At 73.2% G+C, this 15600-nt stretch carries 14 protein-coding genes; 1 reads left to right on the top strand and 13 read right to left on the bottom strand.

The window, feature by feature from the left end:
- The first annotated feature begins 27 nt into the window (after positions 1-27).
- Entirely contained in the window at positions 28-1086 is a 1059-nt protein-coding gene (locus tag UQW22_RS12785; protein WP_407317379.1) for an iron-siderophore ABC transporter substrate-binding protein, read from the top strand.
- A 76-nt stretch (positions 1087-1162) separates the two neighbouring features.
- On the opposite strand, the gene UQW22_RS12780 is transcribed toward UQW22_RS12785, so the two are convergent.
- From UQW22_RS12780 to hrcA, 13 genes are all read right to left on the bottom strand, one after another.
- A complete protein-coding gene (locus UQW22_RS12780; RefSeq protein ID WP_407317378.1) occupies positions 1163-1954 on the bottom strand; it encodes an isoprenyl transferase in 792 nt (263 codons plus the stop codon).
- Complete coding sequence (gene recO, locus UQW22_RS12775; protein ID WP_407317377.1) at positions 1954-2688, bottom strand: DNA repair protein RecO; 735 nt, start codon at positions 2686-2688, stop codon at positions 1954-1956. The genes UQW22_RS12780 and recO overlap by 1 nt, the downstream gene beginning before the upstream one ends.
- Before the next feature lie 78 nt (positions 2689-2766).
- Entirely contained in the window at positions 2767-4533 is a 1767-nt protein-coding gene (gene leuA, locus UQW22_RS12770) for a 2-isopropylmalate synthase (protein WP_407317375.1), read from the bottom strand.
- Between the two features lie 172 nt (positions 4534-4705).
- A complete protein-coding gene (locus UQW22_RS12765) occupies positions 4706-6460 on the bottom strand; it encodes a hypothetical protein (RefSeq protein ID WP_407317373.1) in 1755 nt (584 codons plus the stop codon).
- 98 nt (positions 6461-6558) lie between these two features.
- The gene (locus tag UQW22_RS12760) at positions 6559-8163 is read right to left on the bottom strand and encodes an alpha/beta hydrolase family protein (RefSeq protein WP_407317372.1); all 1605 of its coding nucleotides are present in this window, start codon (positions 8161-8163) and stop codon (positions 6559-6561) included.
- Between the two features lie 48 nt (positions 8164-8211).
- Positions 8212-9177: a GTPase Era gene (era, locus tag UQW22_RS12755; RefSeq protein ID WP_407317370.1), complete on the bottom strand. Its 966-nt coding sequence runs from the start codon at positions 9175-9177 to the stop codon at positions 8212-8214.
- Positions 9174-10508, bottom strand: coding sequence for a hemolysin family protein (locus tag UQW22_RS12750; RefSeq protein ID WP_407317369.1), 1335 nt, complete (start codon positions 10506-10508; stop codon positions 9174-9176). Before UQW22_RS12750 ends, era begins: the two co-directional genes overlap by 4 nt.
- A gap of 8 nt (positions 10509-10516) precedes the next feature.
- Complete coding sequence (gene ybeY, locus UQW22_RS12745; protein ID WP_407317367.1) at positions 10517-10969, bottom strand: rRNA maturation RNase YbeY; 453 nt, start codon at positions 10967-10969, stop codon at positions 10517-10519.
- Positions 10966-12042, bottom strand: a complete 1077-nt coding sequence (locus UQW22_RS12740) for a PhoH family protein (protein ID WP_407317365.1) — start codon at positions 12040-12042, stop codon at positions 10966-10968. Before UQW22_RS12740 ends, ybeY begins: the two co-directional genes overlap by 4 nt.
- 2 nt (positions 12043-12044) lie before the next feature.
- Complete coding sequence (locus tag UQW22_RS12735; protein ID WP_407317364.1) at positions 12045-12401, bottom strand: HIT domain-containing protein; 357 nt, start codon at positions 12399-12401, stop codon at positions 12045-12047.
- A 10-nt stretch (positions 12402-12411) separates the two neighbouring features.
- Complete coding sequence (locus UQW22_RS12730; protein ID WP_407317363.1) at positions 12412-13194, bottom strand: 16S rRNA (uracil(1498)-N(3))-methyltransferase; 783 nt, start codon at positions 13192-13194, stop codon at positions 12412-12414.
- 179 nt (positions 13195-13373) lie between these two features.
- Complete coding sequence (dnaJ, locus tag UQW22_RS12725; protein ID WP_407317362.1) at positions 13374-14495, bottom strand: molecular chaperone DnaJ; 1122 nt, start codon at positions 14493-14495, stop codon at positions 13374-13376.
- Between the two features lie 49 nt (positions 14496-14544).
- Complete coding sequence (hrcA, locus tag UQW22_RS12720; RefSeq protein ID WP_407317361.1) at positions 14545-15576, bottom strand: heat-inducible transcriptional repressor HrcA; 1032 nt, start codon at positions 15574-15576, stop codon at positions 14545-14547.
- Positions 15577-15600: the final 24 nt, after the last annotated feature.

The raw sequence follows: 15600 nt of genomic DNA, 5'->3' as shown, positions 1-15600 counted from the left end.
GTGTCGCGAGCACACCAAGGAGTACCCGTGCGCCTTCGCCGTTCCCTGACCACCGCTGTCGGCCTCCTCGCCGTCGGCACCCTCGCCCTGGCGGCCTGCTCGTCCGAGACCGACCCGGAGACCGGTGGCAGCGAGGAGACCGCGGCCGCGGAGGGCGACGGCGGGGCCACCGACGAGTTCCCGATCACCATCACGCACGCGCTCGGCGAGACGGTCGTCGAGTCCGCACCGGAGCGCGTGGCCACCTGGGGCTGGGGCTCCACCGAGGCCGCCCTCGCCGTCGGCGTCGAGCCGGTCGGTGCGGCCGAGCAGGTCTTCACCGTCGGCGAGCAGGCGCTGCTGCCGTGGGTCGAGGAGGAGTACGACGCCCGCGGTGCCGAGCACCCCGTCATCTTCACCGACGCCGAGGGCGGCGCCAGCGTCCCCTACGAGGAGTTCGTCGAGGCCGACCCGGACCTCATCCTCGCCCCCTACTCGGGCCTGACCCAGGAGCAGTACGACGTGCTCTCCGACATCGCCCCCGTCGTGGCCTACCCCGAGTCGCCCTGGGTCACCCCCTGGGACGACATCATCACCCTCACCGCGGAGGCGCTCGGCCGTTCCACGGCCGGTGAGCAGGTCTTGACGGACGTCGACACCTACCTCGCCGACCTGGCCGCCGAGCTGCCCGAGGCGGAGGGCAAGACCTTCGCGGCCATCGTGGACTCGCCGTCCGAGGGCCTCGTGTACGTCTACACCCCGGCCGACCCGCGCGTGGCAATCCTGGAGAACCTCGGCATCGTGTCCGACCCGTCCGTGGCCGAGCTCGACACCTCCGACGGCGGGTTCTTCTACACGCTGTCCTACGAGGAGCTCGACAAGCTCGACTCCGACTTCCTCATCGCGTACACCTACACCGAGGAGGAGGCCGAGACCTTCGGCGAGAGCGACGAGCTGCAGGCGATCCCCGCCGTCGCCGCGGGCGACGTCGTCAAGGTGGTCGGCAACGTCGCCGTGTCGTCCGTGTCGCCGCCCACCGCGCTCTCGTACGACTGGGCCGACGGCATCCCCGCCATCGCCGAACAGCTCGCGGAGATCTACGGCTGACCCAGCCGACCCCACGTCGAACAGGAGGTTGGGCCCGCTTTCCTGTGGGAAAGCGGGCCCAACCTCCTGTTCGGCACTACGAGGTCGCGACGTCGACGGCGCCGCCGTAGCGCCGGTCGCGGCGGGCGTACTCCTCCACCGCACGCCACAGGTGCCGGCGGTCCACGTCGGGCCACGGCTCGGGCAGGAACACCAGCTCGGCGTACGCCGCCTGCCAGATCATGAAGTTGCTCGTGCGCTGCTCGCCCGAGGACCGCAGGAACAGGTCGACGTCCGGCAGGTCCGGCTCGTCGAGGTAGCGCTGCACCGTCTTCTCGGTCACCCGCGCCGGGTTGACCTTCCCCGCCGCCGCGTCGCGGGCGATCGCCGCCGCGGCGTCCGCGATCTCCGCCCGCCCGCCGTAGTTGACGCACATCGTCAGCGTGCAGCGGTCGTTCTCCTTGGTCATCTCCTCCGCGACCTGCAGCTCCTTGATGACCGAACCCCACAGCCTCGGTCGTCGCCCGGCCCAGCGGATCCGCACGCCCCACGACGACATCTCGTCCCGCCGCCGCCGGATGACGTCCCGGTTGAAGTTCATCAGGAAGCGCACCTCGTCGGGCGACCGCTTCCAGTTCTCTGTGCTGAACGCGTACGCCGAGATGTGCTTGACCCCGATCTGCACCGCGCCCGCGACGACGTCGAGCAGCGACTTCTCCCCCTCCTTGTGCCCCTCCACGCGCGGCAGACCGCGCGCGTTCGCCCAGCGTCCGTTGCCGTCCATCACCACGGCGACGTGGTTCGGCACGAACTCGGCAGGGATCGCCGGCGGTGTGGCACCCGAGGGGTGCGGGTACGGCTCGGCGTACGACTGCGGGGCGCGGGGCATCAGACCTCTCTCTCGATCATGCGCAGCGAGCGCAGGGTGCGCTCGAGGTAGAACTGCGAGTACGCGGCCACCAGCCCGGCCGCCTCGGAACGGTGCCGCGGGTCCGCGGCGTCGGCGACGTCCCAGTCGCCGCCCAGCAGCGCGGCCAGGAGCACGAACGTCTCGGGCGCCGGCGACGGCGAGCCCGGCGGCCGGCAACGGGTGCACACCGCGCCGCCCTGGGCGACGGCGAAGGCATGGTGCGGCCCCGGCTCGCCGCACCGGGCACAGTCGGAGAACGACGGCGCCCAGCCCGCCACCGAGAGCGCCCGCAACAGGTAGGAGTCCAGCACGAGCCCCGGGGCGTGCGCACGGGTCGCGAGCGCACGCAGGGCGCCGGCGAGGAGCCAGTACTGCTGGACCGCGGGCTCGTGCTCGGCGGCCACGAGCCGGTCGGCGGCCTCCAGCATCGCGGCGCCGGCCGTGTACAGCCCGTAGTCCGCGCTGAGGGGGCTGGCGTAGGCCCCGATCGTCTCCACCTGGGTGACCGAGTCGAGGTTGCGCCCCGTGTGGAGCTGGACGTCCACGGCCATGAACGGTTCGAGGCGTGCCCCGAACCGCGACGACGTCCGGCGCACCCCCCGGCCGACGGCCCGGACCTTGCCGTGCTCACGCGTCAGGAACGTGATGATGCGGTCGGCCTCACCCAGCTTGTGGGTGCGCAGCACGATCGCGTCGTCTCGGTACAGGGGCACGGTCCCATTGTCCCAGGTGCGGCGGACACGACGGTCGGGACGACGACGATGCGCGCCGCCGTCCCGACCGCTCGGTCGTCAGCGGCGCTCGGCGCGGTTCACGGCGGAGACGACGGCCTTCAGCGAGGAGGTGGTGATCGACGAGTCGATGCCCACACCCCACAGGACGTCGTCGCCCACGGCGCACTCGACGTAGGCGGCCGCCGAGGCGTCCCCACCCTCGGACAGCGCGTGCTCGGCGTAGTCGAGAACCCGCACGTCCAGACCGACGTGGCAGATGGCGTCGACGAACGCGGCGAGCGGCCCGTTGCCGGTCCCGGTCAGCGTGTGCTCCTCGCCCCGGTCGACGACGTCCACCTCGAGCCGCGTCGCGCCGTCCTCGCCGGACGACGTCCGCGTGCGACGCAGACGCAGGCGCCCCCACGGCTCCAGACCGGAGTCGGCGTCCACCGGCAGGTACTCGTCCGAGAAGATCCGCCAGATGTCCTCCCCGGTGACCTCCTTGCCGCCGGTGTCGGTGTGCTGCTGGACGGCGGCCGAGAACTCGATCTGGAGCCGGCGCGGCAGCTCCAGGTGATGCTCGGTCTTGAGCAGGTAGGCCACGCCACCCTTGCCGGACTGGCTGTTGACGCGGATGACCGCCTCGTACGAACGGCCCAGGTCCTTCGGGTCGATCGGCAGGTACGGCACGCCCCAGGTCAGGTCGTCGACCGGCTTGCCCTCGGCCTCGGCACGGGCCGCCATGTGGTCGAAGCCCTTGTTGATCGCGTCCTGGTGCGACCCGGAGAACGCCGTGAAGACCAGGTCGCCCACGTACGGGTGCCGCTCGTGCACCGGGAGCTGGTTGCAGTACTCCACCGTCCGGCGGACCGCGTCGATGCCGCCGCCCACGGTGAAGTCGATCTGCGGGTCGATGCCCTGGCCGAACAGGTTCATGCCGAGCGTGACCAGGTCGACGTTGCCCGTGCGCTCGCCGTTGCCGAACAGGCAGCCCTCGATCCGGTCCGCGCCGGCCTGGTATCCCAGCTCGGCGGCGGCCACGGCCGTGCCGCGGTCGTTGTGCGGGTGCAGGGACAGCACGACGTTCTCGCGGTACCGCAGGTTCCGGCTCATCCACTCGATCGAGTCGGCGTACACGTTGGGGGTCGCCATCTCCACCGTCGCCGGCAGGTTCACGATCACCGGGCGGGCCGCCGTCGGCTCCAGCACGTCGAGGACCTCGTTGCAGATCCGCGCCGCGAACTCCAGCTCGGTGCCCGTGTAGGACTCCGGGGAGTACTCGTAGTAGACGGTGGTCTCCGGGACCGTCTCCTCGAGCTTGCGGCACAGGCGCGCGCCCTGCAGGGCGATGTCCACGATGCCGTCCATGTCGGAGCGGAAGACGACCTCGCGCTGGAGGATCGACGTCGAGTTGTAGATGTGCACGATCGCCTGCTTGGCACCGCGGATGGCGTCGTAGGTCCGCTCGATGAGGTGGTCGCGGCACTGCGTCAGCACCTGGATCACGACGTCGTCGGGGATCCGGCCCGACTCGACGAGGGTACGGACGAAGTCGAAGTCCGTCTGCGAGGCGGACGGGAAGCCGACCTCGATCTCCTTGTAGCCCATCTGGACCAGCAGCTCGAACATGCGCAGCTTGCGCTCGGCGTCCATCGGCTCGATGAGCGCCTGGTTGCCGTCCCGCAGGTCGACCGCGCACCAGCGCGGTGCCTTCTCGATCCGACGGTCGGGCCACGTGCGGTCCGGCAGGTCGACGGTGATCTGCTCGTGGAACGGCACGTAGCGGTGGTACGGCATCCCGGAAGGGCGCTGCGGGTTGGCGGCGGAGATCCCGGTGGTCTGCATCAGTGGTGTCCTTCGGTGGGGGGCTCAGTATCGGCCGGCGCACCACGAACCACCGCGGCGAGGGTCCGGCCTGTCAGTTGGCCCCGCCGCGGCACGGAAGGAGGAGGCTCACCACGTGCTGCACAGTCACACCGTACACCGTGCGTGGCCCGTGTCACCCTGGCGTCCGCCGTCACCGGCGCGTGCGCAGCGCCGCGTCCACCGCCGGGTCGCCCAGCGCTCCGAGCCAGTCCAGCAAGGCCGGGTACGTCGACGGGTTGGCGGCCACGTGCGGGCGCAGGTGCGGCGCCTCCTGGACGATCTGGGCGAGGTCCGCCAGCGGTGTCGCGGGATCGAGCGCCTGCTCGGGGGTCCACCGCGCCCCCGGGACGTCCGCCACCGGAGGCATCACCTGGGTCTGGCTCGGCGACTGCGCCGGCGGCTGCGCGGCCGGCGCAGTCGCGGCCACCTGCGGCTGCGTGCCCGTGTCGACGGGCGCCATCTGCTGGGTCGCGTCGGTGCCGGCGGCCCACGTCCCCCGCCAGCGCGAACCCGCCTCGCCGGTCCGCGCCGGGACCGGCGCCTGGACGGCCGTGTCCTGCGTCGCGGAGACGCGCGAGCCGGGCTGCTGGACGGCGGGCTGCTGCGGCGCGACGTGCCCGACCGGCACCTCGGCGGACATCTCACCCGCGGACCGCACGTCCGTGACGGACCGCTCGTCCCCGGCCGGCGCGCCGGCGGGCGACCAGTCCGTCCCGTCCTCGCCGGCAGGCTCGGCATCGACGAACGCACGGACGGACGGCGGCAGGAGCAGCGCACCGAGCACCACGGCCGGCAGGGCCAGGGCGAGCAGCAGCTCCTCGACGTGGCTCCGCGTCCCGACGCCGGCCCGCGCCACGAGGATGACGAGCCCGAGCACCACCACGACGCAGGCGGCCCCGACGGCGGTGGCGTGCGCCGTGCGCGCGTCGCGCAGCAGGGCACGCCGAGCCAGGAACGCCACCACGACCACGAGGACCCCCACGACGAGCCGCAGGACCGGCTCCACGCCGAAGCCGAAGCCGGGGACGTCGGTCGCCGCCGCGGCGACGAGACGGACGACCGCCACGAGCGTCACGAACGTCCCCACGACGATCATCAGGTCCAGGGCACGCACGGCCACCAGGACCCACCGGGCCGCGGCGGCCTCGACCGGCTCGTCCGGGGACGCCCCGACCCGCCCGAGCACCGACGGCACCGCGAAGGCGGCCACGACGGGCAGCAGCAGCAGGCCGTAGCGGTCCCCGTGCACGGACTCGACCCAGGCGTACTGCGAGCTCCCGCCCAGCAGCGCCAGCTCGAGGGCGACCGCGGCGCCGACCGCGACCAGGACGACACCCGCGGCGTCGTCCCCCTGCAGGAACGCCCGGACGGTCAGCCACAGGACGGCGAGCACGAGCAGAGCGGCCAGGACCGCCCCCACGACGAGGGGCCACGGCCGCCCCGCGACGGCAGTCGTCAGGGGGGTGGCCACGGCGGCCACCGCGACGACCACGGCGGAGACGAGCAGGCCGCGCGTCGTGGGAAGCGAGGCGGCCAGCACCGCTCCGGCCAGCCCGAGGGCGAGGCCCGCTCCGACGCCCGGGCCGCCGACCGACAGGACGTCGAGCACCAGGTGCAGGAGCACCACCAGCGCGTACGGCGCGAGCCCCACCAGCCGGGCGCGCGGAGCGGCGACCTGCACCCACCCGTCCGGGACGATCCCCGCCCGACGGGCGTACGGCGCCGCGACCGCCAGGACGGCGACCACCGTGGTGAGCACCACCCAGAGCAGGTCGCTGCCGCGGCGCACCTCGTTCCAGGGCAGCGGCAGCGCCAGCAGGAGGGCGACGACGGCGACGACGTCGCGCACGACGTCGCGCGTCGGGACGTCCGCGAACGGTGACCGAAGGTGGACGACGTCGGACATGGGTACTCGCTCCCTGCATGAGTTGACGACCGAGAAAGACCGGTCGGGTCGTTTCTACCCGACGCGGACCCCTCGCGTCAGGTCGGGCCCCTGGCGCGTCAGATCCCGAGCTGGTAGACGCCCCAGTAGGCCAGGGTGAGCAGCAGCGACGTCGAACCCGCGACGACGCACCACAGCACGACGTGTGCCGGCACCCCGCGCGCCACGCCCACCGCGCCGGCGGGACGCCGGGTCGAGCGTACGTCAGCCACGCGCTGCAGCAGCACCGCGGCGGCGACCGCCGTCACGACCCCCAGCACGCGGACCGTCACCCAGCCGCCCTGGACGATCAGGTCGTTGCGCTGGTAGTCGAAGGCGAGCCGGGCGACGAGCAGCAGGTACACGGCCAGCGCACCCGTCGTGGCGACGGACCCGACGCCGAGGACCACCAGGGCACCCCCGACGCCCGGCGCGAAGTCGTGGGCCGCACCGTGAGGGCGCGGCCGGGCGAGGCGACGCACGCGCCGCAGCACGGCGACCGTCCCCCACGAGACGAGGGCGAGCACGACCAGGCCGGCACCTCCCAGCACGGCCGCGACGACGACGTCGCCGTTGCCCCACCAGCGCGGCTGCGGGACCGGCGCGGCCAGGTAGAGCTGCTCCGGTGTCGCGCCGGCGACCTGCGGAGCCGCGTCGGCCGTACCCGGCTGACCCTGCAACCACGCCGCGAGGTCCCGGACGACGTCGGGGTGCAACGGATAGTGGTCCGCGCCGTCGGGTGCGGCACCGTCCCGCACCCGGAGCCCGTGGTCCGCGCCCTCGTAGTAGCGCACGGTCACGGGAGCGTCACCCGGCCCGGCCGCGGTGTCGGCGAGGATCAGCCGAGCGCCCTGCTCGAGCGGCATCGAGGCGTCCGCGGTGCCGTAGACGACCAGCACCGGCGCCGTCTGGCGGACGAGCCAGGGCCGCACGTCGAAGTCGGCGTACCCGAACCCGCCTCCCGGGAACTGCATGCCCACGGCCCGCGGGATCGCGCGGAACACCTGGTCGGGGACCCCCGTGTGGCGCAGGTAGTTGTCGACGGCGTAGGCCGCCTGCTCCCGCGGTGGCACCACGGGCGCCGAGGCGAGGACCGTGAAGGCGATCGACGGGTCGTCCGCCTGCAGGATCGGGACGATCCAGGCGCCCTCCGACTCGCCGTAGAGCCCCACCCGGGAGGGGTCGACGCCGTCGACGCCGCGCAGCAGCTCGACCGAGCGGTCGTAGTCTCGCGCCATCGCCACGTAGTCCCGGTCGCGCAACGAGTACGTGTCGAGACGCTTGTCCGGCACCAGGGTGACGATGCCGGCGCTGGCCAGGTCGTCCGCCGTGCCGGCGAAGGCTTCCACGGCGCGGCCGGTCCCGGCTCCGTGGACGAACACCACGCCCGGACGGTCCGTCAGCAGGCTGCCGTCGGCCTGCACCGGCCGCCGCAGGAGCCCGCCCACGGTGGCACCGTCCAGCTCGATCGTCACCGGCTCCGTGCGGACCTCGTGGTCGCCGACGGCCCCGATCTCCCCGGAGGCGACGGCGGCGGGGTCGACGCCCCCGATCCGCGTGTCAGGTGTCGCCGGCACCACGTGCTCGGTGACGGGTCGCGGGTCCCACTGCGGGCCGGCGACCGCGCCCACCACGGCGAGCCCGACCAGCAGCGCCGCACTCGTCGCGATCGTCCGGAACACCACCCACCGGATGCTACTCGCCGGAGCCCTCCGGGGAGGGTCCGGCGCGGCTCAGAACCCGAGCCGCTGCAGCTGCTTCGGGTCGCGCTGCCAGTCCTTGGCGACCTTGACGTGCAGGTCGAGGTAGATGCGCGTCCCGAGGAGCTTCTCGATGCCCTCGCGCGCCGTCGTGCCGACCTCCCGCAACCGGGAACCACCACGGCCGATGATGATGCCCTTCTGGCTCTCGCGCTCCACGAACAGCGTCACCCGTACGTCCAGCAACGGCGCCACGGCCGGGACCTCGCCGTCGCCGTCGTGACCGGCGCCCTCGCGCGGGACGATCTCCTCGACCGACACCGCCAGGGAGTGCGGCAGCTCGTCGCGCACGCCCTCGAGCGCGGCCTCGCGCACGAGCTCGGCGATCATCGTCTCCTCGGGCTCGTCGGTGAGCTCGCCGCCCGGGTACAGGTCGGGGCCTTCCGGCAGGTGGGCCGCCAGGACGTCGGTCAGCTCGTCGACCTGGAAGCCGCCCTTGGCCGACACCGGCACGATCGCGGACCAGTCGAGGTCCATCGACGTCGCCAGCCGGTCGACCGCCACGAGGTGCTCGGCGAGCCGCCCCCGGTCGACCAGGTCGGACTTCGTGACCACGGCCACCACCGGGACCGGTCGGCGCCCCTGCATCAGGGGTGCGAGCTTGCTCGCGATGTACTTGTCGCCCGGCCCGATCTTCTGGTCGGCCGGCAGGCAGAACGCCACCACGTCGACCTCGCTCAGGGTGTCCTGGACGAGGGTGTTGAGCCGCTCGCCCAGCAGGGTGCGGGGGCGGTGCAGACCCGGCGTGTCGACCAGCACGAGCTGCGCGTCGTCGCGGTGCACGATCCCCCGGATGGTGTGCCGCGTCGTCTGCGGCCGCGCCGACATGATCGCGACCTTCTCCCCCACGAGGGCGTTGGTCAGGGTCGACTTGCCGACGTTCGGCCGGCCCACCAGGCAGGCGAAGCCGGAGCGGTGCGGGATCTCGGCGTGCGTCATGCGGAAACGTCCTTCTGATCGTGCGGCACGACGGCGTCGTCCGCTGCTTCGGTTGCACTCCTGCGTACCAGGATGCTGGCGAGCTGCTTGCGGCGCCCCTCGACCCGCTCGGCCTCGAGGCGCAGCGGACCGACGTCGGCCCGCGCGCCGGTCAACGGGACCTTGCCCAGGTACTTGGCGAGCAGGCCGCCCGCCGTGTCCACGTCGTCGTCGTCCAGGCGCAGGTCGAACAGCTCGCCCAGCTCGTCGACCGGCAGCCGCGCGGGCACCCGCCACACACCGTCGCCGAGGTCCTCCGGCACGGGCTCCGGAGCCGTGTCGTGCTCGTCGGTCAGCTCGCCCACCAGCTCCTCGATGATGTCCTCGACCGTCACGAGGCCCGCCACTCCCCCGTACTCGTCCACGACGATCGCGATGTGCGAGCGGCGGGCCTGCATGTCGCGCAGGAGGTCGTCGGCCGGCTTGGACTCGGGGACGAACACCGGCGCACGGACGTGGTCGATGACGGGACGGCCCTCCGCCGACGGGTCCGCGTCGAGGAGCCGGGCCACGTCCTTGAGATAGACGACGCCCACCAGGTCGTCCACCGTCCGGCCCACGACCGGCACGCGGGAGAAGCCCGAGCGCAGGAACAGCCGCATCGCCTTGCGCAGCGAGGTCTGAGCCGGCACCGTCACCATGTCCGGGCGCGGGACCATCACCTCCCGGGCGAGCGTGCCGCCGAGCTCCAGGGCGGACCGGAGCAGCTCGCGCTCCGGCTCCTCGATCGCCTCGATCTCGCGCACCCGCTCGGCCATGTCGCGCAGCTCGTCGCCCTCCGGCGGTGCCGCCTCGCCCGGGGCACGACGCCGCGGCACCCAGCTCACGGCACGGTGCGTGGCACCGAGCGGTCCGGCCAGCGCGACCAGGGCGCGCGCCGGATGATGGTGTGCCCACGTGCGAGGGCTGAACCGTAGGAGCAGGACCCCGGCCACGAGCCCCACCACCGCGACGCCCAGCAGCGCCTCCCACCATCCGTCGAACCAGTCGGCGAGCAGGATGGCCAGCGCACCGATCGTGACCGACTCCGCGAAGACCCGCACCAGGGACAGCGAGACGGGCACGGCGGGGTCGGCGAGGAGCTGCTGGGCCCGCCGGATCCGCCGCACGCGGCCGGCGCCGGCCGGGCGGGCGGGGTCGCCGTCGTCGTCGCCCGCGAGCGCCTCGGCGAGCGCGTCGGCCAGGGAGGCCCGCGTCGCCCGCTGCACCGCCGTCTGCCCCGCGCTGAGCACGGCCGACAAGGCCAGGGCGACGAGCAGCACGAACCACAGCACCGTGTCGGGTGCGTCCACCGTGCCCGTCACCGTCCCGCGAGGAACGTGAGCAGGATTCGTCGCTGCAGCGCGAACATCTCCTTCTCCTCCTCGGGCTCGGCGTGGTCGTAGCCCAGCAGGTGCAGGATGCCGTGCGTGGTCAGCAGCAGCAGCTCCTCGGCCGTCGAGTGGCCGGCGATCTTCGCCTGCTGCACCGCCACGTCGGGGCACAGGACGATGTCCCCGAGCGTGCCCGGCGGGGTCTCCTCGCCCTCGCGTCCCGGGCGCAGCTCGTCCATCGGGAAGGAGAGCACGTCGGTGGGCCCCGGCTCGTCCATCCACCGCACGTGCAGGTCCGTCATCGTGGGCGTGTCGACGAGCAGGACCGACAGCTCGCTGGACGGGTGCACGTGCAGGGTGTCGAGGGCGAAGCGGGCCAGCGCCGCGAACTCGGCCTCGTCGACCTCGTGCCCGGACTCGTTGTTGACCTCGATGCTCACCGGCGCCCCCCTCGCTCGTGGTGGCTGCCCCGCCGTGGGCCGTCCGCGGGACCGGCCGGGCGCGACGTGTCCCAGCGCGCGTAGGCGTCGATGATGTCGCTCACCAGGCGGTGGCGCACGACGTCGGAGCTCGTCAGCCGGCAGAACTCGACGTCGTCGACCCCGGTGAGGATGTCCTCGACGACCCGCAGCCCCGAGGCCGTGCCACCCGGCAGGTCCACCTGGGTCGCGTCGCCGGTGATGACCATCGTGGACCCGAAACCGAGGCGGGTGAGGAACATCTTCATCTGCTCGGCGGAGGTGTTCTGGGCCTCGTCGAGGATGATGAACGAGTCGTTGAGCGAGCGCCCGCGCATGTAGGCCAGCGGCGCGACCTCGATGGTCGAGGACTCGATGAGCTTGGGGATCGAGTCCGGGTCGACCATGTCGTGCAGCGCGTCGTAGAGCGGGCGGAGGTACGGGTCGATCTTCTCGCTCAACGAGCCGGGCAGGTAGCCCAGCTTCTCCCCCGCCTCGACCGCGGGCCGGGTGAGGATGATGCGGTTGACCCGCTTGGCCTGCAGCGCCTGGACGGCCTTGGCCATCGCCAGGTAGGTCTTGCCCGTCCCGGCCGGGCCGATGCCGAACGTGATGGTGTTCGCGTCGATGGCCTCCACGTAGTGCTTCTGCCCGACCGTCTTGGGACGGATCGTCCGGCCCCGGCTCGACAGGATGTCGAAGGTCAGCACCTCGGACGGACGCTGGGCGGACGTGTCGGTGAGCATCGCCACGGAGCGGGAGACGACCTCCGGGGTGAGCGGGGTGCCCGACTCCACCACCTCGACGAGCTCGTCGAGCAGCCGCGAGACGATGGCGACGTCGGCGGCGGGTCCGTGCACGGAGATCTCGTTGCCCCGCGCGTGCACGTCGACGCCGGGGAAGCCGTCCTCGACGGCGCGCAGCACGGCGTCCCGGCTGCCGAGCAGGGCGACCATCGGCACGTGGGCGGGGACCACGACGCGGTGCTCCGACGCGTGCGAGGCAGCAGGGGTGGCCGAACGCACGGGGCGGTCGGAAGCGGCGGAGGTCGACATGCTCAGGCGGGGCTCCATCCGAGCTGGGTGCCGGCGATGACGTGGCCGTGGACGTGAAAGACGCTCTGGCCCGCACGGGGGCCGGAGTTGAAGATGAACCGGTACTGGCCGTCGGCGAGGTCGTGGGCGACCGTGTCGGCCACCTCGACCACCTCCGCGAGCAGCGTCGGGTCGGCCGCGGCGAGCACGGAGACGTCCCCGTGGTGCTCGCGCGGCACGACGAGGACGTGCACGGGCGCCTGCGGGTCGATGTCGCGGAAGGCCACGACCCGCTCGGTGGACTCCACCACGTCGGCCGGCAGCTCCCCGGCGACGATCCGGCAGAAGAGGCAGTCGCTCTCGGTCTCGACGTTCGTCATACGCTCCACGCTACCGCCACCGGCCCAGACGTTCGCTCAGGAGCGCCACCGCGACCGGTCCGGCGGTCGACGTGCGCAGCACGTGCGGCCCGAGCCGGGCCGCGACGGCGCCCGCGGCGGTGAACGACGCGAGCTCGTCGCCACCGATCCCGCCCTCGGGCCCGACCACGACCAGCAGCTCGGCCGGGACGACGCCGGACCCCGGCTCGACGGGCGCGGGCAGCGTGACATCCGCCAACGCCGTCGTCGCCTCCTCGTGGAGCACGACGACGGCGCCACCGGCGCCGACGACGTCGCGCGTCAGGGCGGCGAGCTGCCGGCTCGTCAGGTGCGCGGCGACGAGAGGCAACCACGCGCGGCGCGCCTGCTTCACCGCGGAACGCACGGTGGACTCCCACTTCGCCCGCGACCTCGCGGCGCGGGCGCCCCGCCAGACGACGACGGACCGGTCGGCCTGCCAGGGCACGACCGCGTCCACGCCGACCTCGACGGCCGCCTCGACGGCGAGGTGATCGCGGTCACCCTTCGCGAGCGCCTGCACGAGCGTGAGCACGACGCCGGGAGAGGGTTCCTCGTCGCGCGCCTCGATCCGCAGGTGCACGACCTCGCGCTCCACGGCGGTCACGACGCCGCGCAGCCGGGTCCCCGCGCCGTCGACCACGTCGAGGGTCTCGCCCGGCCCGCGGCGCTGCACGACACCGGCGTGGCGTCCCTCGTCGCCGCCCAGGACGTAGACGTCTCCCGGCCCGACCTCGTGCAGGTCGTCGGCCGCGACGAAGACCGGAGCGCTCACGGCGCACCCCTCTCACGTGACCGCTGCGGTGCCTCGCTCCGCCACACCTCGTCCCTCGGCGTACCTCCGCGGGGGCTCCTCGCGCTCACGCTGCACACCTGTGACATGACCGCTGCGGTGCCTCGCTCCGCCACACCTCGTCCCTCGGCGTACCTCCGCGGGGGCTCCTCGCGCTCACGTCAGCGGCCGCTCAGCTTGTCCTTGAGGCGCGAGAAGACCCCGGGGTGCGCCGCCACGAGGCGTGGCTCGGGGCGCTCCTCCCCGCGCAGGCCCGCGAGCTGCTGCAGCAGCGCGGACTGCTCGTCGTCCAGCGCGGTGGGCACCTGCACCTCGACGTGGATGTTGAGGTCGCCGCGACCGTTGCCGTGCAGGTGGCCGACCCCGAGTCCCTTGAGCGTGATGATCTGGCCGGGCTGGGTGCCCGGACGCAGGTCGATCTCCTCGGCCCCGTCGAGGGTGTCGAGCGCGAGGACGCTGCCGAGCGCCGCCGCCGTCATGGGGACCGGCAGCGTGCAGTGCAGGTCGTCGCCACGACGCACGAACACGTCGTGCGACTTCTCGCGGATCTCGACGTACAGGTCGCCGGCGGGGCCGCCCCCCGGGCCGACCTCGCCCTGGGAGGTCAGCTTGATGCGGGTGCCGGTGTCGACGCCTGCCGGGACGTTGACCGTGAGGCTGCGCCGCGAGCGCACGCGGCCCTCGCCGGAGCACTCCGCGCAGGGCTCGGGGATGACGGTGCCGAAGCCCTGGCAGGCGGCGCACGGCGCCGTCGTCATGACCTGGCCCAGGAACGACCGCGCGACGCGCTGCACGTTGCCGCGGCCGTGGCACACGTCGCAGGTGCGCACGTCGGTGCCGGGCCGGCAGCCGTTGCCGCTGCAGGTGCCGCACACCACGGCGGTGTCGACCTGCAGCTCGCGCTTGACGCCGAACGTCGCCTCGACGAGGTCGATGTCCATGCGCACCAGCGCGTCCTGCCCGCGCCGGGCGCGGGGCACCGGGCCGGAGGCCTGGCCGCCGCCGAAGAACGTCTCGAAGATGTCCTGGAAGCCGAAGCCCTGGCCGAAGCCGCCGCCCGCTCCCCCGCCCGGGGCGGTCGGGTCGACACCCAGGTCGTACTGCTCGCGCTTCTCGCGGTTGGACAGCACCTCGTAGGCGCGGGCCACGTCCTTGAACTTCTCCTCGCCGTCGGCGCCCGCGACGTCCGGGTGCAGCTCGCGGGCGAGCTTGCGGTAGGCCTTCTTGATCTGCTCGGGCGAGGCATCGCGCTCGACGCCCAGGATCTCGTAGTAGTCGGTCACAGCTCTCTCTTCGGTGACGTACGCAGTCTGGTCAGGGGGCCCGCGCGGCTCAGCTCGGCAGCACGCGGGAGAGGTAGCGGGCTACGGCGTGCACAGAGGCGATCGTGCCGGGGTAGTCCATGCGGGTGGGACCGATCGAGCCTAGTGTCGCCACGGGGTCCCCGCCCGAACCGTAGTCGGAGACGACGACGGAAGCCTCCGTGAGCCCGTCGAGGCGGTTCTCGTGACCGATGCGCACCCCGACGCCGTCGGTCGACATCTCGGTGAGCAGCCCGAGCAGGATCACCTGTTCCTCGAGCGCCTCGAGGACGGGGCTCAGCCCCTGCTCGAACGTGGACTCGGAGCGCGCGAGGTTGGCGGTGCCCGCCAGCACGATCCGCTCCTCGCTCTCCTGGCCGAGGGTGTGCACGACCAGGTCGGCCACGACCCCGGCGACGCCGGCCACGGCCGGGCCGACCGCCTCCACCACCGCCGCGAGGGCCACCGGCAGCTCCGCGAGCCGTTTGCCGGCCGCGGCGGCGTTGAGGCGAGCCCGCAGCTCGGCGAGAGTGGCCTCGTCGAGCGCCGTCCTGCCGTCGGAGCCCACGGGCACCTCGCAGAACCGCTGCTCGACCCGGCCGGTGTCGGTGATGACGACCACCAGCAGGCGGTCGTCGGCCACCGGCACGAGCTCCAGGTGGCGCAGGCCGGACCGCCGCAGCGACGGGTACTGCACCACGGCGACCTGTCCGGTGAGCTGGGCGATCAGGCGCCCGGCCCGGACCAGGACGTCGTCCAGGTCCACCGCCTCGGAGAGGAACGTCTCGATGGCCCGCTTCTGGGGAACCGTCAGCGGACGCACCTCGGCGAGCCGGTCGACGAAGAGCCGGTAGCCGGCGTCGGTGGGAACCCGCCCGGCCGACGTGTGCGGCTGGGCGATGTAGCCCTCCTCCTCCAGCGCGGCCATGTCGTTGCGGATGGTGGCGGGCGAGACACCCAGCCGGTGACGCTCCGTGAGCACGCGCGAACCCACGGGCTCGCGCGTGGTGACGTAGTCCTCCACGATGGCGCGCAGCACCTCGAGCCGACGTTCCTCGCTCACTCCTGCGCCTCCCTCCGTCGAGCA

The organism is Isoptericola halotolerans (assembly GCF_045689585.1).
Taxonomy (GTDB): domain Bacteria; phylum Actinomycetota; class Actinomycetes; order Actinomycetales; family Cellulomonadaceae; genus Isoptericola; species Isoptericola halotolerans_B.
Note: the sequence above shows the minus strand (reverse complement) of the source record. Positions and strands in the feature narration are given on the sequence as shown.

What these genes read in the sequence shown, in the direction of transcription:
- UQW22_RS12780 (WP_407317378.1), bottom strand. Translation starts at nt 1,954, where the DNA reads ATGCCCCGCGCCCCGCAGTCGTACGCCGAGCCGTACCCGCACCCCTCG.
- leuA (WP_407317375.1), bottom strand. Translation starts at nt 4,533, where the DNA reads ATGCAGACCACCGGGATCTCCGCCGCCAACCCGCAGCGCCCTTCCGGG.
- UQW22_RS12765 (WP_407317373.1), bottom strand. Translation starts at nt 6,460, where the DNA reads ATGTCCGACGTCGTCCACCTTCGGTCACCGTTCGCGGACGTCCCGACG.
- era (WP_407317370.1), bottom strand. Translation starts at nt 9,177, where the DNA reads ATGACGCACGCCGAGATCCCGCACCGCTCCGGCTTCGCCTGCCTGGTG.
- UQW22_RS12740 (WP_407317365.1), bottom strand. Translation starts at nt 12,042, where the DNA reads ATGTCGACCTCCGCCGCTTCCGACCGCCCCGTGCGTTCGGCCACCCCT.
- UQW22_RS12735 (WP_407317364.1), bottom strand. Translation starts at nt 12,401, where the DNA reads ATGACGAACGTCGAGACCGAGAGCGACTGCCTCTTCTGCCGGATCGTC.